This is a genomic window from Candidatus Pantoea persica (assembly GCF_013753875.1).
In the GTDB taxonomy this organism is placed as follows: Bacteria; Pseudomonadota; Gammaproteobacteria; order Enterobacterales; family Enterobacteriaceae; genus Pantoea; species Pantoea persica.
The window spans coordinates 132429-153079 of record NZ_SMDS01000016.1 but is presented as its reverse complement, the minus strand read 5'-3'; the positions used below and the strand labels follow the sequence as shown (position 1 = coordinate 153079).

Genomic DNA, 20651 nt, shown 5'->3' with positions numbered 1-20651 from the left:
CGGTCAACTCCTGTGAATAAACAAACCTGACCGGTCGGTTAGGTGAAGAAGGGCACAGAGAATAGCATGGGAAAGGCGCAAGGAAAACGGTTCGCCTGAATACGGGGGTTTTCGCCGCCCTTCAGAAGTCGAATTCGATCAGGCTGAGGCCGCTGGCGTCGAGCTGGATCATCGAGCCGCGCGCGTGCCACGCGCCCAGTACCGCGCGCTCGACGGGCTGGCCGTTCAGGACGAAGCGGTGAATCGCCGGACGATGGGTATGGCCGTGGATCATCATGGTCACCTGCTGGCGTTGCAGGGTTGCGTTAACCGCCTCGGCGTTGACGTCCATAATGGCGAGCGACTTATGCTGGTTCGCCTGTTTGCTGCCGTCGCGCATGCGCGCGGCGATGCGTTTGCGTATCAACAGCGGCAGGGCGAGAAAAAGGCGCTGCAGCCAGCGCTGATGCACTTTGGCGCGAAAGCGTTGATAGCCTGCGTCGTCAGTGCAGAGGGTATCGCCATGCAGAATCAGTACGCGATGGCCGTAGAGCGTCAGCACCTGCTCCTCCGTCAGCAGCGTCATGCCGCTGGCGCGGGCATACGCCTTGCCGAGCAGAAAGTCGCGATTGCCGTGGATAAAAAAGAGCGGTACCGGCAGGGCGCGCAGCGCGTCAGCTACCTGGCGGTGCAGCGGGCTAGGATCGTCATCGCCGATCCAGGCTTCAAACAGGTCGCCGAGGATATAGAGCGCGTTGCAGTGCGGCGCTTCACGCGCCAGAAAATGCAGAAAACCGGCGGTAATCGCCGGTTCTTCCTGACACAGATGCAGATCTGCGATAAACAGGGTGCGCGACATTAATCGCTGACGGTCACTTTCTGAATGATAACGTCATCTTTCGGCACATCCAGGTGCATGCTGCTGCGGCCGGTGGAAACCGCCTTGATCTTTTCAACCACGTCCATGCCCTCAACCATTTCGGCGAACACGCAGTAGTCCCAGCCCTGCAGGCTTTCGTCGTGGAAGTTCAGGAAGTCATTGTCGGCGACGTTGATAAAGAACTGCGCGGTCGCGGAGTGCGGAGCGGAAGTACGCGCCATTGCCAGCGTGCCGCGGGTGTTTTTCAGGCTGTTGTTCGCTTTGTTGCGGATTTCCTCTTTGGTCGCTTTCTGCTTCATGCCTTCATGCCCGGCTCAAAACCGCCGTCCTGAATCATAAAGCCGTTGATAACACGGTGGAAAATGGTGTTGTCATAAAAACCTTCACGGCAGTATTTGAGGAAGTTTTTCACGGTAGCTGGCCCTTTATCGTCGAAGGTTTTAATTACGATGTCGCCGTGGTTGGTCTGGAAAGTAACCATCATTCTCGTCCTGTAAAGGTTGTCATCAGTTATCTGACCGCCGCATGGCAGACCGGCCATTGTAGTCTACGCCTCTTATATCATAAATTCCAGTGACGCGTCAGCCCGCCCGCGGCGCATTTGGCACGCTGCCGTCGCGCAAGCGTAAAAAATACGGCACAATATCTAAATAACCTGATAAAAGCGTTTACTACACTCGTCTAAACGGAACCGTTCAATGCTAAAGATTTATAACACCCTGAGTCGACAGAAAGAGGAATTCAAACCTATCCATGCCGGTGAGATCGGCATGTACGTGTGCGGTATCACGGTGTACGACCTCTGTCATATTGGCCATGGGCGTACCTTCGTGGCATTCGACGTGGTCTCCCGCTACCTGCGCTACAGCGGCTATCGCCTGAACTACGTGCGCAACATTACCGATATCGACGACAAAATCATCAAGCGCGCTAACGAGAACGGCGAAAGCATCGAGACCCTGACCAACCGGATGATTGGCGAGATGCACAAGGATTTCGCCGCGCTCAACATCCTACCGCCGGATCAGGAGCCGCGCGCCACGCGCCATATCGTGGAGATTATCGAGCTGGTGGAGCGCCTGATTGCGCGCGGCCACGCCTATGTTTCCGACAACGGCGACGTGATGTTCGACGTGCCGAGCGACGCTGACTACGGTGCGCTGTCGCGCCAGGATCTGGAGCAGCTGCAGGCGTGCGGGCGCGTGGAGGTGGCTGAGGCGAAGCGCAGCCCGATGGACTTCGTGCTGTGGAAAATGTCCAAGGCGGACGAGCCTTCCTGGCCATCGCCATGGGGCAACGGACGTCCGGGCTGGCATATCGAATGCTCGGCGATGAACTGCAAGCAGCTTGGTGTGCACTTTGACATTCACGGCGGCGGTTCGGACCTGATGTTCCCGCACCATGAGAACGAGATCGCGCAGTCGACCTGCGCCCACGACGGTCCGTACGTCAACTACTGGATGCACTCCGGCATGGTGATGGTAGATCGCGAGAAGATGTCGAAATCCCTCGGCAACTTCTTTACCGTGCGCGACGTGCTAAAGCACTACGACGCGGAGACAGTACGCTACTTCCTGATGTCAGGCCACTACCGCAGCCAGCTTAACTACGGCGAAGAAAACCTGGACCAGGCGCGCGCCGCGCTGGAGCGCCTCTATACCGCGCTGCGCCACACCGATCGCAGCGTCGCGTCGGCGGGCGGCGAAGCGTTCGACGCGCGCTTCCGCGCGGCGATGAATGATGACGTCAATACGCCGGAAGCCTACTCGGTGCTGTTCGACATGGCGCGTGAGGTGAACCGCCTGAAGGGTGAGAACCACGACGCGGCGAACGCGCTGGCGGCGAAGCTGCGCGAGATGGCCAACGTGCTGGGCATTCTGCAGCAGGATCCCGAGCTGTTTCTGCAGAGCGGCGCGCAGGCTGACGCCGACGACGTGGCTGAGATTGAGCACTGGGTACAGGCGCGCGCCGACGCGCGGAAAGAAAAAAACTGGGCGCAGGCCGACATCGCGCGCGACAAGCTCAACGAGCTAGGCGTGATCGTGGAGGATGGCCCACAGGGCTCGACCTGGCGTCGCAAATAACCTTAAAGGAGAGGGCGCGCAGGCGCCCTTTTTTATGCCTGTTGAAAAGATTGAAATCCGCGGTTTTCGCTTGGTGCGCCAGCTGTCGCTGCCGCAGATCAATGTCGTCAGCGGCCCCAACGGCTGCGGCAAATCCAACCTCTACAAAGCGGTGAAGCTGCTGCACGACGCCGCCAGCGGACGGCATTCAGAAGGTGATGTGGGCCGGCGGGCTCTGCGCCGCGGCGATCGCCGCCACGATCCCAGACGGCTGACGCTGGCGGCGCAGATAGACGATCTTGAATATCCACTGGAGATTGGCTTTCCGGAACCACTGGCGACCACGCGGTTCAATCTCGATCCGCTAGTCAAAGAGGAGCGCATCTGGCTGAGCGGCTAGCGGCGGCAGCCCGCCGCCTGCATTATGCAGCTTCAAAAACAGACGGCGTTTCTGTATAATGTCGACGGCGAGCGCGTCGACTATCCGGCGACCCTGCATCCAGATGAGTCGCTGTTCGGCCAGCTGGGCGAGCCGCATCACTATCCAGAGCTGTCACAGCTGCGCGAGCGCCTGCGCCAGTGGCGTTTCTACCACGAGTTCGCCGTCTGGCCCGGCTCGCCGATCCGCGCGCCGCAAATCGGCGTGCACTCTCTGGTGCTGGCGCACGACGGCAGCAACCTCGCCGCCGCCTGGGCCACCATCGTCGAGCGCGGCCATCATTAGCTGCTTTAATGCGGTCACCGCGCAGGCGTTTCCCGACAGCGAGTTTCAGGTTGAGGTGCAGAACGGCCGTTTCCAGATGCAGATGTCGCGGCGCGGTGTGCTGCGCCCGCTCGACAGCGCGGAGTTCTCTGACGGCACACTGCGCTTTCTCTGCTTGGTGGTGGCGCTGCTCAGCCCCCGGCCGCCGCAGTTTATGGCGCTTAACGAGCCGGAGAAAAGCCTGCATGCGGATCTCCTGCCGGCGCTGTTGCACCTGATCGCCGAGGCGAGCCAATTTTGTCAGCTGTGGATCACCAGCCACTCGCCGCACCTGGCGCCGCGTAGTATGCGCCGGTGAACCATATTCAGCTGGCGCTGGCGGAGGGGAAAACGCGGCTGTCGGAGTGATGACCGGCGAGAGGGGAAAGCGAGATAGGGGCGGCATTCTTGTCTGCTGGCCTGCGCATGACGTCAGTGCAGGCCAGCTATTTTCGGCTTCCCGCCCGCAGGTTGCGGGCGGGTGAGTCAAGGCAGGCGCCCCAGGCGGTGACGGTTACGCGCTGTCTGGCGAACTCAACGGCCTGTCCCGCCACGATTTTGCAGCGCTTGCGGGTTTCCACCGCGCCGTCAACGGTGACTTCGCCGTCGGCAATGACGATTTTCGCCTGCGCGCCGCTCTCTACCCAGCCTTCCAGCTTCAGCAGATTGCACAGGTCGACGTGGGGGAATTTGCCCAGTAGAAAAGTGCGCCATTACGCCTCCTCCTTGTCATGGTAGCTTTCGCACGCATGCAGCGTGTTCTCAATCAGCGTGGCGACGGTCATCGGACCTACGCCGCCCGGCACCGGCGTGATGTAAGAGGCGCGCTCGGCGGCCGCGTCGAAATCGACGTCGCCCACGACTTTGCCGCTTTCCAGACGGTTGATGCCAACATCGATCACCACCGCGCCCGGCTTAATCCAGTCGCCCGGGATAAAGCCCGGCTTGCCGACCGCTACTACCAGCAGATCGGCGTGCTTGACGTGATGGCGCAGATCTTTGGTAAAGCGGTGGGTAACGGTGGTGGTGCAGCCCGCCAGCAGCAGCTCCATGCTCATCGGGCGGCCGACGATATTGGAGGCGCCAACCACCACGGCGTTCAGGCCGTAGGTATCGATATTGTAGCGCTCCAGCAGCGTAACGATGCTGCGCGGCGTGCAGGGACGCAGGGTCGGCGCGCGCTGGCAGAGGCGGCCCGCGTTGTAGGGATGGAAGCCGTCAACGTCTTTATTCGGCGTAATGCGCTCCAGCACTTTGACGTTGTCGATGCCTGCCGGCAGCGGCAGCTGCACCAGAATGCCGTCGATCTCGCCGTTGTCATTAAGATCGTCAATCAGCTGCAGTAGTTCGGCTTCGCTGGTGGTGGCGGGCAGATCGTAAGAGCGCGACACAAAGCCGACCTCTTCGCAGGCGCGGCGTTTGCTGCCGACGTAGATTTGCGAAGCGGGGTTTTCACCTACCAGAATGACCGCCAGGCCAGGGGCACGTTTTCCGGCTGCCAGACGCTGCTTTACCTTTTCCGCAACCTCAAGGCGCACCTGCTGCGCAATCGTTTTACCGTCAATAATTTTTGCTGCCATCAGAGAGAAAATCCACTGTGTTGAGTTGATCGGGGAAAGGCGCCTATTCTGTCAGAAGCGTGAGGCGCTGTCAGGTTCTGAATCGTCGCGGGTTGTCTGATTCTTTGGCATCCGCACCGCACGCACGGCCAAAAGCTTTGACTCGTTGAGGTCTCGCCGTATAATCCTCGCCATCTCCGTGCGCCCTTAGCTCAGCTGGATAGAGCACCGGCCTTCTAAGCCGTAGGTCACAGGTTCGAATCCTGTAGGGCGTGCTATTTTCTCTTACCAGTATCCTCCCCTAAAGCTTAATAATCCATTTAAAAAAAAAGAGTTTAACGAAATCAGCGTCTGTTGAGGTCTTCTCTTGCATAGTCATCTGGCAGCATAGTTGAGGCTATCTTCTGTTAAAGGGAATTAGTTGCGCCCAAAATGAAGCGGTGCTGGACACCCTGCAAAACGGCCACTATCTCGGCCTGCGCTATATCCTGTGCGGCCGCGAGAGCGCCTGCTATTTTGTCGACAGCGTAGAGGAAAAATGGCTGGCGAAGATGCGCTACTACTGCCATCGCCTGAAGCCGATTCATTCGCTGGCGGAGACTAGCGACGACCGGCTGTTTAAGTTCGCGCTTAATCTCTCTGATGATTTTGTCGAGCCGCTGATGACGGATATCCGTCGGCTGCATGAGGGCGCCGCCGCCGCGACCTCCAGCGGGCACGTTTCGGTGGATCTCATCGTGCCGGGCCACCACAAGGCCAATGGACTCAACATCCTGTCGCAGCGCTGGGGCGTCGATCATGCGCAGGTGCTGGCGTTTGGCGACGGCGGCAACGATCTGGAGATGCTGCAGCAGTCGGGGGTCAGCTTCGCCGCGCCCGCCAATAATGACGCCGGCGTGCTGCAGATTATTGAGAAGATGCTGGCGGGCGCGCCGCCTTTCACAACAGCCGGATCGGCTTAGCCGCGGGCTATCGGGGCAGCGCCGCTGCCCCATTAGACTAGGGCGTGGAGACCTGCCACGCCTGTGTTAGCAGCTAGCGCATCGCCGACGGGCTGTAGCTGACCAGCGAGTTTTTGCTGTTGGCGCGCGCCAGAATCCAGCTTACCTCCGCTTACGCTCAGCGTTTGCTTCTCCTGCCAGAAGGGCAGGATTGCCTACTGCTGTAGCCAGTCCTTCAGGAAGCGCACCGGCTGAGGCGCTGGCGTGGCAAACTGCGCGCTTTGCAGCGCCTGCATCAGCTGCTGCTGTGCTGGCTGCTCACTCTCCGCCAGCAGATCGAGGAAGGGAAAAAGCAGGCGGCCGCACACTTCACCGTGATGGTAGGGCTTAATCGCCCCCAGTTCGCCGGCGAGGCCGTGGATCACCCCCGGACCGGCGCTGCTGAGCGCCACGCCGCCAAGTCATAACACCATCATCATCGCCTCGCGCGCCGCATCGCCCTGTGTGTCGTCGCGGTTCGGATCGGGCCAGGCCTGAACAAACTGCTGTAGCCCACACAGCGCCAGCTGGCGGGTAAAAAGGTTGTCCTTGCTGGAGAGGTAAGCTTCGAACAGATGAGTAAATACGTTGATGCCGCAGGTCGCCAACACCTTTTCCGGCGCGCCCTTCAGCAAATCCGCATCCAGGATAGCAACCTGCGGCACAAATACCGCATGGCGCAGCGACGCCTTTAACCTGAATGTTATGCTGATCAGTCACCACCACGTTTTGCGTCACTTCGCTACCGGTGCCGGCGGTGGTCGGCACGGCAATCAGCGGCAGCGTCACCGCCTGCACCGGCGTTTCGCCTACTTTTTCAAGGTAGCGAGCGGGTGGGCAGCGGATGCTGCACTATGGCGCTAAACGCCTTGGCCGCATCCAGCACGCTGCCGCCGCCAATCGCCACGACGCGATCCACATGGCCGCGCCAGCGTGTGACCCAGGCATCAATCTCAGCCGGTGAGGCTTCATGCGTAACTATTTCATAACCAATAATGAGATCGTTTAGTTCATCTTTTAGGCGCGCATAAACCGGGCCGTTAAGAAAAGAACGCCCGCCAAACAGCGTGTCGTCTGCGGCTCGGCGCGCAGCAGCGGCACCAGCTTCGTAATTCTACCGCGTCCAAACAGGGTTCGTTGATTGCTGTATAGCTCGCTCAGGTTCTCACTCACCGCGACATCCTTTTGTATTAAGGGGAAAAGAGATTGTAACCAAAACCGTGCGCGCCGCTGCGGCAAATTTTCCGATAACACGGAGATGAAAAGTTGATCACCTTCGCAAAACAGAAATTCAGCCTCGTCGGGGAGGTGCTTTCGTCCTGATGTTACCCTTAATCTGTTACTGGTAACAGGTTGTATCCAGCTGTTAACCCGTTTTTCCGATGCCGTACCTGATGTCCTTTGCGGACCCATGATAACACCGCTGCTGACCGCTGGTCAGTCTGCAAGGTGGAGAAAACCTATGCCATTACTTATTATGGCGATTGGGTGTGGCGCGCTGCTGGTTGGCATGATGCAGGGAATGCCGATCAATAAAGTGATCCTTGCTATTAAACACGGCGTGGGCGGCACCCTTGGCAGCCTGGCGCTGATCATGGGTTTTGGCGCCATGCTGGGCAAGCTGCTGGCAGATTGCGGCGGCGCACAGCGTATCGCCACCACGCTGATTGAAAAATTCGGCAAGCAACATATTCAGTGGGCGCTGTTGCTGACCAGCTTTACCGTCGGCTTCGCGCTGTTCTACAAGGTGGGATTTGTGCTGATGCTGCCGCTGGTGTTCAGCATCAGCCGCGTCGGCGCGTGTGCCGCTGCTCTACGTTGGGGTGCCGATGGCGGCCGCGTTGTCGGTAACGCACGGTTTTCTGCCGCCGCATCCCGGCCCAACCGCCATCGCCACGCTGTTCAACGCCGACATGAGTAAAACCCTGCTGTGGGGCACGCTGCTGGGCATTCCGACGGTTATTCTCGCCGGGCTGGTCTATGCGCGCTTCCTGAAAAGCATCGATAAACCCATTCAGGAAAGGCTGTATAATCCGAAAACCTTCAGCGAAGGGGAGATGCCGGGCTTTGGCGTCAGCGTCTAGACCTCGCTGGTGCCGGTGATCCTGATGGCGCTGCGCGCGCTGGCGGAAATGGTGCTGCCGAGAGGGCATCTAGTGCTGGCGTATGCGGAATTCTTCGGCGATCCGGTAATGGCAACGCTGATTGCGGTACTGATCGCCATCTTCACCTTTGGCCTGAACCGCGGACGCAGCATGGACGAGGTAATGGGCACCATTATCGACTCGATTAAGATCATCGCCATGATGCTGCTGATTATCGGTGGCGGCGGGGTGTTCAAGCAGGTGCTGGTGGACAGCGGCGTCGATAAATATATCTCCGGCATGATGCAGGAGAGCAACGTGTCGCCCATCTTTATGGCCTAGTCGATTGCCGCCGTGCTGCGCATTGCGCTCGGCCGTCGCGCTCGGCGCGATTTGTCTCTTCCCACTCCCCGGGCACCTGTATCGGCTCGCTGCCGCTCTGCGGCGAACATTTGACCCAGGCGAGAAACGCCTCCGCTTCCTCCTGCATGCTTGGCGCATTTGAACGCGTCAGGATCAAGGATTATGGTGGTCATGCAGTTATAGATCGCGTCATGGCTGGTCTGCAGCGTCTCCTTATGAGTGGTGCGGCCGCCGGAGAGCGCGCCGCCGAGGATTTCGCATATCGTCGCCAGCGGCATAGCCCTTATGCAGACCAAAGGGCAGCAGCGAGCCGTAGGGCAGTTGATGCATGACGGCGGGATCGAAGCTGGGCTGACCCTGATCATTGCTCAGATAGCCCGGCGGCACCGTTACGCCCTTGTTCCAGGCGACGCGGGTTTTGCCGAAGTCGATGCCGCTGGTGGCGAAATCGAGCAGCAGCGGCTTGCTGCCGCGACGCGGGAAAATCGTGCAGAAGGGGGTTGGTGCCGAAGCGGCGATCGCTGCCGCCAAAGGGCGCTACCATCGGGTCGTCCATCACGTTAACGAAGTGGAAAGAGATAAACCCCGCCGCCGCGCACTGCTCGGCCCAGTGGCGGATATGGTGAGAGTGGTGCAGGCCGACCGCAGCGATGCCTGTCTGCCGCACTCGTGCGATGCCCTACTGCATAGCTTCCCAAACCGCCACCTGACCGAACCCGGCGTGCGCGTAAAAGGTCAGCACCGCGCCGGCGTCCTTTTCCAGCACCGGGCGCTGGTTGAGCTGCAGATGCCCCTGCTGCAACGAGGCCATATAGCTTGGGATCATGCTGACGCCGTGAGAATCGTGGCCGGCTAGGTTCGCCGCCACCAGATGATTGGCCACCAGCCGTGCCCAGTCAGCTTTGCTGCCGGCGTGCAGCCAGATCGCCTGAACAAACTGATGCAGACGCGCCGCATTGATTCGATAGAGTTGACTCACCGTGCTTTTCTCATTTTTTTTAGGGTACATTGCATCCTGCGACCAAAAAGGGTTAACGGCAAGCCTCTTGAGAGACGGGCCACAGCATGGCTCGGTGCGGAGGTTAATGCGGCTGTTCGAAGCCGGCTTTGACCATCTGTTCGCGCAGCGCGAGCGTGATTTCGCGATTACCCCCGGTTACGGGATAGATCATGTTGTTGACGACATCATAAGGTCGTGCTCTTCAAACTCCTGCAGGGTGAGCTGGCCGCCTTTATCGTTGATAGCGAATGCTCCCTTGATGTGATCGCCCGCGTTTTTTGCTTTGAGGCTATAGCGTCCTATACTGGTATTTATCGTGCTCATAATGTCTCCTTGTTACTCGTCTTACGTAGGTTAACGCAGAGGCCTGCCTTTGCTACTAGAAGTTTAGTGCCAAAGAAGAGTGGTAACGAATCGCGATGTGGTTAAAAATCAACAACTGCAACCCGTCTCGCGTCTTGCTCAGGAAAGGAACTAACCGGGCGCGGCGCATCCGGCGCGGCAAAAACGCAGCGATAAGCTATGCTCTTATCCTGAAACGTTTTTTTCTGGCAGAGAAACAAGGATATGAAAATAATTTTGTGGATTATCGCCATCATTTTCATCGTAGGTTTACTGACGCTGACAGGAGTATTTAAGTTAATTTTCTAACGTCAGAGGGGGCACCTCTCAGGTGCCCTTATTCGTATCTCTCTTCACGCGTGAAACCAGACAGCGCGTAATCGGATCCAGCGGCGAATTTAGCAGCAGATCCTGTGCAGTCAGGCGCTTGTTGCAGTTACCGCATCGTGCGTCATGAAAGTCGGCGTCTGATGAAGGTTTATGGGTAAACGTAAACTTTGCGCTGCCGCAGGTGGTACAGCGAATTTTCCATGTGTATGCTCTCCTTGCCCGAAACGAACAGCTACTATTCTAACAAACATCCCCATAAGATTTATCAAAAATCCTAAACAATTAATGCGCGTTATCTTTTGGGTATGGTGGTTGTTTTTTATTTATTTCAGCAGGTTATTGTTTCTTCTAGTGAGAAGGTTTTTCACCCGCGCGGCGCAGCGCCGCTGGGGCTTTTATCGCCTGTGCTGCCTCGACCAGCCCACTTTTTCCACTTCGTTTCGCCGCGGTTTTATTTACGCTGCGCATAATGATGCATGTGACATAGGATTTTTATTAACCCATGACGCACACGACCGCAACGAGGAGAGCGGGTCAACCGGACGTGCCTGTACAGGAAACAGTTGTGAACCGCTATACAGTGAGCACCCTCACCAGCGCGAGGCTCCGCGCTTATTCTCTCTTTCTCCGTTCAGGCAGTGACCAGGCAGTGACCGTTACGCAAAGCATCCAGAGCGGCTGGAACAGCTTTCCCCACAACGTGCAGCAAACTTGGGAAGAGCCGCAAAACCGCAGATCTCTATCTGCCCGCCATTACCTGGCATAATCGCTGGACCTAGCGATGAATATCATATCAACCTCTACAACGAGCGACCGTGGAGCGCAGGCGGCGGCGTGTCGCGCTATGACGTGAAGGGCAATTGGCACGGCCTCTATCTGATGGCGTTCGTTCAAGGATTCGTATAACAAGTGGGAGCCGTTTGCTACGGCTGGGAGGCGACCTGGCGACCCTTGCGCGATCAACGCTTTCATTTGGGCGCCGGCTATACCGCAGGCGTCACGGCGCGGCATAACTGGAAATACATTCCCGTACCGGCCATTTTGCCGCTTGGCTCGGCGGGATATGGGCCGGTTAACTTCCAGATGACTTATATTCCAGGGACTTACAACAACGGCAACGTCTATTTCGCTTGGCTGCGACTTCAGTTCTAGCGCGCAGAGACGCTAGCAAACGGGGGCAATGATAAAAAAAGCGAGATTTATCACTTTTTCATCAATCTTCGCTGGACAAATGTCACCGTAATTGCTGTACTAGATGCCGACACTGTCTTAGTGTCCGTTTTTCATATAAAGGTATATATAGATGTCCAAGATTAAAGGCAACGTTAAGTGGTTTAATGAATCTAAAGGATTCGGTTTCATTACTCCAGAAGATGGCAGCAAAGACGTGTTCGTACACTTCTCTGCTATCCAGATCAATGGCTTCAAAACTCTGGCTGAAGGTCAGCGCGTTGAGTTTGAAATCACCGAAGGCGCCAAAGGCCCATCTGCTGCTAACGTTATCAGCCCGTAAGTTAATAGTCAGAATTTCAAAAACCCGCCGCATGGCGGGTTTTTTATGGCTGGAAAAAGCTGTAATAAAACCCACCTATGACGCTGCCCAGCGCCACGATCAACGCCACAGCCTCATCCCATGCTGCGCGGTATCATCATTTTCATTTGGTCTCTCCGGCTAAAGCTCGACCCTCGGTTTCGCAGTAAAAGATTAACGCCGCCTGAATCTGACGTGACAGATTGATGTCAGCACAGGATCTGCGGCGCCAGTCACATAAAACCACGTAACAATATTATAACAAACCTTACTTGCAACTTTTTTCCTGCCGACTCTATATAATAGAGCGGCAGCACTATCTTCTTTGAAAGAGGCAGGATGAACATACGTCAGGCACATGCGAAAGACAGCTTTGAGCTCAGCGCGCTGCTGGCTGATTTCGCTGAGGTTGAAAGGTAAAGTGTGGAAGGTATCAGTATTGTCAAACTGCCGATCATCGGTGCGCTCATAATACTGCTTTTGGGCACCAACAATAAGTTACGTTCACTAGGTTGCGATCAGGGCTCCGCAATCAAAGGCTTCAAAAAAGCCATGAAAGATGAAAAACCCACTGCAACCCAAACGACGGCTGAAGAATTTCCGGCAGAACGCGTCACGCATAAAGAGTAATTCGCCAGCGAGCAGATATAACCATTTGTTTCTCGCAGACATAAAAAAAACAGACTGTTAGCGTCTGGTTTTTTATTGCCTGCGGCTGGCTTATTTGACTTCCAGTCCTTTCGCCTGCATATCGGCGTGATAGGAGGAGCGAACAAACGGGCCGCACGCGGCGTGGGTAAAGCCCATCGCCAGCGCCTCTTCTTTTATCTCATCGAATTCGGTAGGGCTGACGTAGCGCTGTACGGGCAGATGATGACAGCTCGGCTGCAGATACTGGCCCAGCGTCAGCATAGTAACACCGTGACGACGTAGATCGCGCATCACTTCGATAATTTCCGCGTTGGTTTCGCCCAGGCCTACCATCAGGCCCGATTTGGTCGGGATATGCGGATGCGCCTCTTTGAAGCGCTCCAGCAGCTTCAGCGACCACTCATAGTTGGCGCCCGGACGCACCTGACGATAGACGCGCGGCACGTTTTCCAGGTTGTGGTTGAACACGTCCGGCGGCGTGGCGACAAGAATTTCCAGCGCGCGATCCATACGGCCGCGGAAGTCGGGCACCAGCGTTTCAATCTTGATGGTCGGGTTTTTCTCGCGGATAGCGCTGATGCAGTCAGCAAAGTGCTGTGCACCGCCGTCGCGCAGATCGTCACGGTCAACCGAAGTGATTACTACGTAGCGCAGCGCCATATCGGCGACGGTCTGGGCCAGCTTCAGCGGCTCGTTGGCGTCCGGCGCGTTGGGGCGGCCGTGCGCCACGTCGCAGAAAGGACAGCGGCGGGTGCAGATGGCGCCGAGGATCATAAAGGTAACGGTGCCGTGGTTAAAGCATTCTGCTAGGTTAGGGCAGGATGCCTCTTCGCAGACGGAGTGCAGGCCGTTTTTACGCATCGCCGCCTTGATACCCTGGATTCGGCTGGAATCCGCAAGCATCTTGATTTTCATCCATTCGGGCTTGCGTAGCAGTTCCTGGCGTTCGGTCACAACGGTTTTCACCGGGATGAGCGCCATTTTATCCGCGTCACGATATTTGACGCCGCGTTCCATCTGAATTGGTTTACTCATAAGTCTGCAGGTTCCGGTCGGATTGCGTGGCGAGAGCTTTCGCCTTCAGGCCAGCGGTAAAGCTTTCAACTTTATTTGATAAAACTTCAAAAATTATATCAGTTCTGCCTGGCAGAAGCAGCCGCCAAGCGGCAGTAAAAGTTACAATTTTGTAAATTCGCATGTGCGGTTAAGGCAGCGATAGCGTTTCGGCCGCCAGCCACTCCACCTTATCGAAGCCGAGCTGGCGCGCGAAGGCATTAACCAGCAGCGGCTGCACGTCCGCCAGGCTGACGCCAGGCTGAAAGGCGCTCAGCTGCGTCATGCGCATACCAGCATAGCCGCAGGGATTGATGCGCAAAAACGGAGTAAGATCCATCGCCACGTTCAGCGCTAGGCCATGAAACGAGCAGCCTTTGCAGATGCGCAGGCCAAGCGAGCAGATCTTCTCGTCGCCGACATAGACGCCCGGTGTATCGGGACGCGCGCGCGCCTCGACGCCAAAATGGGCCAGCGTGGCGATCACCGTATCTTCCAGCGCCGTCACCAGCTGGCGCACGCCGATCTTGCGGCGCTTCACGTCAATCAGCACATACATCACCTGCTGGCCCGGACCGTGATAGGTTACCTGGCCGCCGCGATCGCTCTGCACGACAGGAATATCGCCGGGCATCAGCAGATGCTCTGCTTTGCCTGCCTGACCCTGGGTGAAAACGGCGTGATGCTCTACCAGCCAGACTTCGTCGCGGCTGTCGCTGTCACGGCGTTCGGTGTAGTGATGCATGGCATCGGAGACGAGTTGCCAGTCGTGCTGGCCGAGCTGGCGGATAAGAAGCGTATCTGCTGACAAAACGGCGGTCCGGTTAGAGGGAAAGGCTGAGTATAACGTCGGCAAAGGGTAAGACCAATATCCTTTGTCTACGCCGGCACTTACAGCACTATGCACACGATATCGATATTGCCCAGCTCTTCATACAGGGTTTCCACCTGTTCGATATGTGTGGCGTTAATGGTAATCGATACCGAGTGATAGTTGCCTTTGCTGCTTGGCTTGACTTCGGGCGAGTAGTCGCCTGGCACATGGCGTTGCACCACTTCAACCACTTGATCAACCAGCTCCGGCTGCGCCAGACCCATTACTTTATAGGTAAAAGGCGTAGGGAATTTGAGCAGTTCATTTAGTTTGGTTTTCATATTAACTCCGGTGCATAAAAAACAGGCTCCCGCCGAAGCGGGAGCATTACCATAGCGTAGATATGGCGACGGCGTGGCGACTTTTCAATCGCCGGGCCGGTTAGCCGAACCAGTGGTGGAACATCAGCTTGATGTAGTCGATAATGCGGCTAAAGAAACCGCCTTCTTGCACTTCATTCAGCACCACCAGCGGACGCTGCTCGATGGTTTTGCCATCAAGCTGGAAATTGATGCTGCCCACCACTTGGTTTTTCTGCTGCGGGGCGTGCAGTTCGGTGTTGTTCAGCACGTAGCTCGCCTTGAGATCCTTCATGCGGCCGCGCGGGATGGTCAGGTAGGCATCTTTTTCCACGCCCAGCTGGACGCGATCGCTGTTGCCGAACCAGACCGGCTCGGAGGCGAACTCTTTGCCCGCCTTCAGCGGCGCGACGGTTTCAAAGAAGCGGAAGCCCCAGGTCAGCAGCTTTTTGCTCTCGACTTCTCGTCCTTTGAAGGTGCGGCCGCCCAGCACCGCTGAAATCAGACGCATCTGGCCTTCGGTGGCGGAAGAGACGATGTTGTAGCCCGCCGCTTCGGTATGGCCGGTTTTGATGCCGTCGACGTTCAGGCTGGTATCCCACAGCAGACCGTTGCGGTTGGTCTGGCGGATATTGTTAAAGGTGAACTCTTTCTCTTTATAAACAGAGTATTCGTCCGGCACGTCGCGGATCAGCGCCTGGCCGATCAGCGCCATATCGCGCGCCGAGCTGTACTGGCCTTCAGCATCCAGGCCGTGCACCGTCTGGAAGTGGGTATTCTGCAGGCCGAGCGCTTTGACGTAGTTATTCATCAGGCCGACAAAAGCGTCCTGGCTGACGGCGACGGAATCCGCCATCGCCACGCAGGCGTCGTTGCCGGACTGCAGTACGATGCCGCGCGTCAGCTGAGAAACCGGTACGCGATCGCCCGGCTTCAGGAACATCAGCGAGGAGCCTTTGAAGACCGGGTTGCCGGTCGCCCAGGCGTCTTTACCCACGGTCACGACGTCATCCTGATGAATCTTGCCCGCTTTGACCGCTTGGCCAATCACGTAGCTGGTCATCATTTTGGTCAGGCTGGCGGGATCGCGGCGCGCGTCCGCGTTCTTTTCCGCCAGCACTTTGCCGGAGTTATAGTCGATCAGGACATAGGCTTCGGCATCGATGTTATGCACGCCCGGGATCATTGTTTTGAGGTTGACGTCATCAGCAAGTGCTACTTGGCTGAGCGAGAAGGCGATCAGTGATCCCACTGTCAGGCGTTTCAGAAAACGAGAAGATTTCAGCGTGTTCATGTTATGGTCTACAACATCCGTGAAGTTAGGGTTAAAAAAGTGACTCATGATAGCAAATGCATGTTTTACAGGCATCTTGCTTTGCCACTCTGTTGTTAGCAGAGGTTTCCGGCCCGCGGCGCAAAAAGCTTAGCGCCGCGCGCTGGTGATAAACGACGCTTGGCCGTTAGCGATCAGGCGTTGCTGCAGCGCAGCGGCATCGGCGCTGCCTGGCACGTCATATTTCTGTCCAAGGCTGGTTGCCAGCTGCTGCGCGCGCGCGGCGGCTGGAGCAGCGACCGGCGCGGCAGGAACGGCGGCAGGCTGCGGCTCAGGCTCGCTGCCCTCCAGCACGCCGTTGGCCAGCGGCTGCGGCGCGCCGAGGAAGCCAGCGCTGCTCACAGGCGCACCCATGTTGCCGTTGCCTTGCAGCGTGCTGTTGTCCACGGCGCGAATGTCCTGCGCCGGCACGGCGGCGGGCGCGCTGGCACCGTTCATCACGCTGTTGCCGCCGAGATCGGGACGCGCGGGCAGGGCATAGCTCTGCTTCGCCACGGTGGTGCCGATGGTCTCCGGCCCGGAAAGGGTGTCGTCCGGCGCGACCTTGATGTAATCCACACGCACGCGAGTGTTGTTGGAGATATTAGGCGGTCGCCCGCCGCGCGCGACAGGTCAATGATGCGGCCTGGCGTATAGGGGCCGCGATCGTTAACGCGTACCACAATTTGCCGGCCGTTCGCGAGGTTGGTGACGCGCACGTAGCTGGGCAGCGGCAGCGTCGGATGCGCCGTGCTCAGCACGTCGGGATCGTAGCTTTCGCCCGTTGCGGTGCGCTTGCCCTGCGCCTCGTCGCCGTACCAAGTGGCCAGGCCCACTTCGCTGAAGTTTGAGGGATCCTTGACGGATGCGGTAAGTCTTGCCGTTGGCGCTGTTGTTCTGGCTGGTGCCGGGGTTCACAGGCTCATATTTCGGTTCGACGCCCGGAATCTCCACCACCGGGCCGTTATAGGCCGGTTGCGGCGGCGCGGTAGTTTGCGGTTCCGGTGTGGTACAGGCAGCTAAAACCAGAGATGCCAGAGCAACGCTAAGCCACTCCTTACGCATGTGCAGCCTCTTAAACGCTTTTAGATAACATTTTTCTGTGAGTGTGGATCGACATCACGATGCCAAATCCCGCCATAAGCACGATTAACGCCGAGCCGCCATAGCTGACCAGCGGAAGGGGAACGCCAACCACCGGTAAGATACCACTTACCATGCCGATATTAACGAAAACATAAACAAACGAAATCAGCATTAATCCGCCCACCATCACGCGTCCGAAGGTGGTCTGCGCACGCGCGGCGATCATCAGGCCGCGCAGGATTAGCATCAGATAGAGCAGCAGCAGGATCAGCACGCCCACTAGCCCCAGCTCCTCGGCCAGCACGGCGAAAATAAAGTCAGTGTGGCGCTCGGGCAAAAACTCCAGCTGCGACTGGGTGCCGTGCAGCCAGCCTTTGCCGCGCAGCCCGCCAGAGCCGATGGCGATTTTCGACTGGAGAATGTGGTAGCCAGCGCCGAGCGGATCGCTTTCCGGATCGAGCAGCATAATGACGCGGTCGCGCTGGTAGTCGTGCATCAGGAAGAACCACAGCACCGGGATAAAGGCCGCCACCAGCAGCACTGCCACGGCAATCAGCTTCCAGCTCATGCCCGACAGAAACAGCACAAACAGTCCTGAAGCGGCGATCAAAATCGAGGTACCGAGGTCGGGCTGCGCCGCCACCAGCAGCGTCGGCACAAAGATCAGAATCAGCGCGATGCTGGTGTTTTTCAGCGTCGGCGGACAGACGTCGCGGTTGATAAAGCGCGCCACCATCAGCGGCACGGCGATTTTGGCGATCTCCGAGGGCTGAAAGCGCACTACGCCTAGATCGAGCCAGCGCTGCGCCCCTTTACTGATATGGCCGAAGGCGTCGACCGCAATCAGCAGGATCACGCAGACGATATAGAGGTAGGGCGCCCAGCCTTCATAGACGCGTGGCGGAACCTGCGCCAGCACCAGCATCATAACCAGGCCCATGGCTATCTGGCCGATTTTGCGCTCCATCATGCTCGGATCTTGTCCGCTGGCACTCCAGATCACGATGGCGCTGTAGGTCAGGAGTGCGAGGATGACCAGCATAAACAGCGGGTCGATGTGGATACGCGTCCAGATCGTTCTTTTTTGCGGACTATCGTCCATCGACATTGTTATTCACCTTCATAGCTAGAGGGCACGGGGACCGCATCCGGCAGGACCGTATTGTTATCGCCCAGCATAATGTGGTCGAGGATCTGCCGCATAACGGTGCCGACCGCCGGGCCGGCGCCGCCGTTTTCCAGAATCATGGTGACGGCGACGCGCGGCTTGTCATAGGGCGCGAACGCGGTCATCAGCTTATGATCTTTCAGCCGTTCGGCGATTTTGTGCGCGTTGTAGGTTTCGTTCTCTTTCAGGCCGAATACCTGCGCCGTACCGGACTTGGCGGCGATTTTATAGGGCGCGTCGGCAAAGCTCTTGTGCGCCGTGCCGTTGGCGCGGTTGGCGACACCGTACATGCCGTCTTTGGCGATCGCCCAGTAGCCGGAGTGAATATCGCTAATCGGTTCGCCCGGCGGCTGACGCCACGGCATAACGGTTTGCCCCTGGCGCGTTGCGCGCAGCAGGTGCGGCACCTTCACCACGCCGTCGTTAATCAAAATCATCAGCGCCTTGTTCATCTGCAGCGGCGTCGCTGTCCAGTAGCCTTGGCCAATGCCCACCGGAATGGTGTCGCCCCGATACCAGGGCTTTTTAAAGCGCTTCATTTTCCACTCGCGCGTCGGCATATTGCCTGGGCTCTCCTGCGGTAGATCGATGCCGGTGCGATGGCCGTAGCCGAACTTGTTCATCCACTCCGACAGCCGGTCGATGCCCATATCATAGGCGACCTGGTAGAAGAAGGTATCCGACGACTCCTCCAGCGATTTGGTTACGTTCAGGCGGCCGTGGCCCCATTTTTTCCAGTCGCGGTAGCGCTTTTCCGAGCCGGGCAGTTGCCACCAGCCGGGATCGAACAGGCTGGTGTTGCGGTTGATGACGCCGGCGCTGAGCACGGAGACCGCCACGTAGGGCTTCACCGTCGAGGCGGGCGGATAGGCGGCCTGAATCGCGCGATTGTAGAGCGGCCGGTTCTCGTCGCTGAGCAGCCCGCGATAATCTTTACTGGAAATGCCGTCGACAAACAGATTCGGATCGTAACTGGGTGTGGAGACCATCGCCAGGATCTCGCCGGTGCGCGGATCGCTGACCACCACGGCTGCGCGGCTGCCCGCCAGCAGCGTTTCAATATACTGCTGCAGCTTGAGGTCGATCGTCAGCCAGATATCGCGTCCCGCCTGCGGCGACTGCTCGTGCAGCTGACGGATGACGCGGCCGCGGTTGTTGACCTCAACCTCTTCATAGCCGGTAATACCGTGCAGCACATCTTCGTAATAGCTTTCAATACCTAGCTTGCCGATGTCGTGCGTAGCGGCGTAGTTGGGCCACTTGCCCTCTTTATCGAGGCGCGTGACGTCGCGATCGTTGATCTTGGACACGTAGCCGACGACGTGTGTCAGGGTAGGGCCGTAGGGATAGTAGCGGCGCTGATAGCCTTTTACCTCAACGCCGGGAAAGCGGTACTGGTTGACGGCAAAGCGCGCCACCTGCACATCGTTGAGCCCGACCTTGACGGGAATAGAGGTAAAGCGGCGCGAGCGCTTGCGCTCTTTTTCGAAGGCGTCGATATCCTCGTCGGTGATATCGAGCACCGGGCGCAGATCCTGCAGCGTCTGCTTCAGGTTGTCGACCTTTTCCGGCACCAGCTCCGCCTGGTTGATGGTGCGGTTAAGCGCCAGCGCGGTGCCGTTGCGGTCATAGATAATGCCGCGGCTCGGTGCCACCGGCACCAGCTTGATGCGGTTTGCGTTGGAGCGGGTACTGTAATCGTCAAAGCGCAGAATCTGCAGGTAGTAGAGATTGACCACCAGCACGCTGGAAAGCACCAGAATGCCGAAAAAAGCAATGAGTGCCCGGCGGACGAAGAGTTTCTGTTCGGCAGTGTAATCGCGAAAGGCGTTGCTTTGTAATTTCATCCGCAGTTTAAAATGTCGGGAGTGGCCCCTTACCGGTTATTCACGATGATAAAGGTGATTGGCGGTGATGCTCTAGGCACGGTAGAGGCTTTCGGCAACCAGTACGCGCACCAGCGGATGAGGCAGCGTCAACGCCGACAGAGACCAGCTCTGCTCTGCCGCGGCCTTGCAGGCGGGCGCCAGACCTTCCGGGCCGCCAATCAGCAGGCTGACGTCGCGGCCATCTTGCTTCCAGCACCCCAGCTGCTGGGCAAGCTGCGGCGTTTCCCACGGCTGTCCGGGAATATCCAGCGTGACGATGCGGTTGCCTTTGCCTGCGTCGCCCAGCATCGCCTTGCCCTCTTTTTCTAGGATGCGTTTGATATCGGCGTTTTTACTGCGCTTTCCCGGCGGAACTTCAACTAGCTCCAGCGGCATATCTTTCGGGAAGCGACGCAAATATTCCGTAAAACCGCTTTGCGCCCAGTCGGGCATTTTGGTGCCTACGGCCACCAGCTGCAGTTTCACG

17 protein-coding genes, 1 tRNA gene and 9 pseudogenes are annotated in these 20651 nt (G+C 57.8%); 11 read left to right on the top strand and 16 right to left on the bottom strand.

Annotated elements, in window-relative coordinates; genetic code table 11:
* Positions 1–121: 121 nt before the first annotated feature.
* Both lpxH and ppiB read right to left on the bottom strand, forming a co-directional pair.
* Entirely contained in the window at positions 122–838 is a 717-nt protein-coding gene (gene lpxH / locus EIO60_RS05730) for a UDP-2,3-diacylglucosamine diphosphatase (RefSeq protein WP_258576158.1), read from the bottom strand.
* A pseudogene (ppiB, locus tag EIO60_RS05725) lies at positions 838–1340 on the bottom strand (peptidylprolyl isomerase B). The gene lpxH and the pseudogene ppiB overlap by 1 nt, the downstream one beginning before the upstream one ends.
* A 217-nt stretch (positions 1341–1557) precedes the next feature.
* On the opposite strand from ppiB, the gene cysS reads away from it, so the two are divergent.
* From cysS to EIO60_RS16580, 4 genes are read left to right on the top strand one after another with little or no spacing between them, the layout of a single operon-like run.
* Positions 1558–2943, top strand: a complete 1386-nt coding sequence (cysS, locus tag EIO60_RS05720) for a cysteine--tRNA ligase (RefSeq protein ID WP_258576157.1) — start codon at positions 1558–1560, stop codon at positions 2941–2943.
* Positions 2944–2977: 34 nt separating this feature from the next.
* The gene (locus EIO60_RS16590; RefSeq protein WP_374058135.1) at positions 2978–3322 is read left to right on the top strand and encodes an AAA family ATPase; all 345 of its coding nucleotides are present in this window, start codon (positions 2978–2980) and stop codon (positions 3320–3322) included.
* A gap of 24 nt (positions 3323–3346) precedes the next feature.
* Entirely contained in the window at positions 3347–3646 is a 300-nt protein-coding gene (locus tag EIO60_RS16585; protein ID WP_374058134.1) for a hypothetical protein, read from the top strand.
* Positions 3647–3701: 55 nt separating this feature from the next.
* On the top strand, positions 3702–3983 hold the full coding sequence (locus EIO60_RS16580) for an AAA family ATPase (protein WP_374058133.1): 282 nt from the start codon (positions 3702–3704) through the stop codon (positions 3981–3983).
* A gap of 184 nt (positions 3984–4167) precedes the next feature.
* On the opposite strand, the pseudogene ybcJ reads toward EIO60_RS16580, so the two are convergent.
* Both ybcJ and folD read right to left on the bottom strand, forming a co-directional pair.
* A pseudogene (gene ybcJ / locus EIO60_RS05710) lies at positions 4168–4362 on the bottom strand (ribosome-associated protein YbcJ); the annotation flags it as partial.
* Positions 4363–4377: 15 nt separating this feature from the next.
* Positions 4378–5244, bottom strand: coding sequence for a bifunctional methylenetetrahydrofolate dehydrogenase/methenyltetrahydrofolate cyclohydrolase FolD (gene folD, locus EIO60_RS05705; RefSeq protein ID WP_258576156.1), 867 nt, complete (start codon positions 5242–5244; stop codon positions 4378–4380).
* A gap of 180 nt (positions 5245–5424) precedes the next feature.
* On the opposite strand from folD, the gene EIO60_RS05700 reads away from it, so the two are divergent.
* Positions 5425–5498, top strand: a tRNA-Arg gene (locus EIO60_RS05700).
* Between the two features lie 159 nt (positions 5499–5657).
* Positions 5658–6185: pseudogene (locus tag EIO60_RS05695) on the top strand (HAD hydrolase family protein); the annotation flags it as partial.
* 73 nt (positions 6186–6258) lie between these two features.
* On the opposite strand, the pseudogene EIO60_RS05690 reads toward EIO60_RS05695, so the two are convergent.
* Positions 6259–7376 (bottom strand): annotated as a pseudogene (locus tag EIO60_RS05690) (iron-containing alcohol dehydrogenase).
* Between the two features lie 289 nt (positions 7377–7665).
* Between EIO60_RS05690 and EIO60_RS05685 the strand changes: the two are divergent.
* A pseudogene (locus EIO60_RS05685) lies at positions 7666–8626 on the top strand (gluconate:H+ symporter); the annotation flags it as partial.
* Here EIO60_RS05685 and EIO60_RS05680 read toward each other — a convergent pair.
* Positions 8619–9659: pseudogene (locus tag EIO60_RS05680) on the bottom strand (malate/lactate/ureidoglycolate dehydrogenase). The pseudogenes EIO60_RS05685 and EIO60_RS05680 overlap by 8 nt on opposite strands.
* Before the next feature lie 73 nt (positions 9660–9732).
* Positions 9733–9974, bottom strand: a pseudogene (locus tag EIO60_RS05675) (hypothetical protein).
* A gap of 243 nt (positions 9975–10217) precedes the next feature.
* Between EIO60_RS05675 and EIO60_RS17125 the strand changes: the two are divergent.
* Positions 10218–10301, top strand: coding sequence for a small membrane protein YohP (locus EIO60_RS17125; RefSeq protein ID WP_019105993.1), 84 nt, complete (start codon positions 10218–10220; stop codon positions 10299–10301).
* An 18-nt stretch (positions 10302–10319) separates the two neighbouring features.
* Here EIO60_RS17125 and EIO60_RS17120 read toward each other — a convergent pair whose 3' ends face one another.
* Positions 10320–10517: an ECs_2282 family putative zinc-binding protein gene (locus EIO60_RS17120; protein ID WP_445082593.1), complete on the bottom strand. Its 198-nt coding sequence runs from the start codon at positions 10515–10517 to the stop codon at positions 10320–10322.
* Positions 10518–11156: 639 nt separating this feature from the next.
* On the opposite strand from EIO60_RS17120, the pseudogene pagP reads away from it, so the two are divergent.
* The 3 genes and pseudogenes from pagP to tatE all read left to right on the top strand — a co-directional run bounded on the left by pagP (position 11157) and on the right by tatE (position 12483).
* Positions 11157–11474, top strand: a pseudogene (gene pagP / locus EIO60_RS05670) (lipid IV(A) palmitoyltransferase PagP).
* 151 nt (positions 11475–11625) lie between these two features.
* Entirely contained in the window at positions 11626–11835 is a 210-nt protein-coding gene (cspE, locus tag EIO60_RS05665; protein WP_258576155.1) for a transcription antiterminator/RNA stability regulator CspE, read from the top strand.
* 441 nt (positions 11836–12276) lie between these two features.
* The gene (gene tatE, locus EIO60_RS05660) at positions 12277–12483 is read left to right on the top strand and encodes a twin-arginine translocase subunit TatE (protein WP_258576154.1); all 207 of its coding nucleotides are present in this window, start codon (positions 12277–12279) and stop codon (positions 12481–12483) included.
* 90 nt (positions 12484–12573) lie between these two features.
* Here the strand turns inward: tatE and lipA are convergent, their stop codons facing one another.
* The 8 genes and pseudogenes from lipA to rlmH form a co-directional block, all read right to left on the bottom strand.
* Positions 12574–13539 carry a lipoyl synthase gene (lipA, locus tag EIO60_RS05655; protein WP_258576153.1) on the bottom strand — a complete coding sequence of 322 codons (966 nt, stop codon included), beginning with the start codon at positions 13537–13539 and terminating at the stop codon, positions 12574–12576.
* A gap of 169 nt (positions 13540–13708) precedes the next feature.
* Positions 13709–14368 (bottom strand): lipoyl(octanoyl) transferase LipB, encoded by a 660-nt coding sequence (gene lipB, locus EIO60_RS05650; protein ID WP_258576152.1) that lies wholly within the window; start codon positions 14366–14368, stop codon positions 13709–13711.
* An 80-nt stretch (positions 14369–14448) separates the two neighbouring features.
* Positions 14449–14712, bottom strand: coding sequence for a DUF493 family protein YbeD (ybeD, locus tag EIO60_RS05645; RefSeq protein ID WP_258576151.1), 264 nt, complete (start codon positions 14710–14712; stop codon positions 14449–14451).
* Positions 14713–14812: 100 nt separating this feature from the next.
* Positions 14813–16024, bottom strand: a complete 1212-nt coding sequence (gene dacA / locus EIO60_RS05640; protein ID WP_258576296.1) for a D-alanyl-D-alanine carboxypeptidase DacA — start codon at positions 16022–16024, stop codon at positions 14813–14815.
* Positions 16025–16153: 129 nt separating this feature from the next.
* Positions 16154–17107 (bottom strand): annotated as a pseudogene (rlpA, locus tag EIO60_RS05635) (endolytic peptidoglycan transglycosylase RlpA).
* Positions 17108–17117: 10 nt separating this feature from the next.
* A complete protein-coding gene (gene mrdB / locus EIO60_RS05630) occupies positions 17118–18230 on the bottom strand; it encodes a peptidoglycan glycosyltransferase MrdB (RefSeq protein WP_258576295.1) in 1113 nt (370 codons plus the stop codon).
* Positions 18231–18238: 8 nt separating this feature from the next.
* Positions 18239–20143, bottom strand: a complete 1905-nt coding sequence (gene mrdA / locus EIO60_RS05625) for a peptidoglycan DD-transpeptidase MrdA (protein ID WP_258576150.1) — start codon at positions 20141–20143, stop codon at positions 18239–18241.
* 72 nt (positions 20144–20215) lie between these two features.
* Complete coding sequence (gene rlmH / locus EIO60_RS05620; protein WP_258576149.1) at positions 20216–20650, bottom strand: 23S rRNA (pseudouridine(1915)-N(3))-methyltransferase RlmH; 435 nt, start codon at positions 20648–20650, stop codon at positions 20216–20218.
* Position 20651: the final 1 nt, after the last annotated feature.

Excerpts from the sequence above, each read along its gene's own strand:
- lpxH (WP_258576158.1), bottom strand. The coding sequence starts at position 838 with ATGTCGCGCACCCTGTTTATCGCAGATCTGCATCTGTGTCAGGAAGAA.
- cysS (WP_258576157.1), top strand. The coding sequence starts at position 1,558 with ATGCTAAAGATTTATAACACCCTGAGTCGACAGAAAGAGGAATTCAAA.
- EIO60_RS16590 (WP_374058135.1), top strand. The coding sequence starts at position 2,978 with ATGCCTGTTGAAAAGATTGAAATCCGCGGTTTTCGCTTGGTGCGCCAG.
- EIO60_RS16585 (WP_374058134.1), top strand. The coding sequence starts at position 3,347 with ATGCAGCTTCAAAAACAGACGGCGTTTCTGTATAATGTCGACGGCGAG.
- folD (WP_258576156.1), bottom strand. The coding sequence starts at position 5,244 with ATGGCAGCAAAAATTATTGACGGTAAAACGATTGCGCAGCAGGTGCGC.
- EIO60_RS17125 (WP_019105993.1), top strand. The coding sequence starts at position 10,218 with ATGAAAATAATTTTGTGGATTATCGCCATCATTTTCATCGTAGGTTTA.
- cspE (WP_258576155.1), top strand. The coding sequence starts at position 11,626 with ATGTCCAAGATTAAAGGCAACGTTAAGTGGTTTAATGAATCTAAAGGA.
- lipA (WP_258576153.1), bottom strand. The coding sequence starts at position 13,539 with ATGAGTAAACCAATTCAGATGGAACGCGGCGTCAAATATCGTGACGCG.
- ybeD (WP_258576151.1), bottom strand. The coding sequence starts at position 14,712 with ATGAAAACCAAACTAAATGAACTGCTCAAATTCCCTACGCCTTTTACC.
- dacA (WP_258576296.1), bottom strand. The coding sequence starts at position 16,024 with ATGAACACGCTGAAATCTTCTCGTTTTCTGAAACGCCTGACAGTGGGA.
- mrdB (WP_258576295.1), bottom strand. The coding sequence starts at position 18,230 with ATGGACGATAGTCCGCAAAAAAGAACGATCTGGACGCGTATCCACATC.
- mrdA (WP_258576150.1), bottom strand. The coding sequence starts at position 20,143 with ATGAAATTACAAAGCAACGCCTTTCGCGATTACACTGCCGAACAGAAA.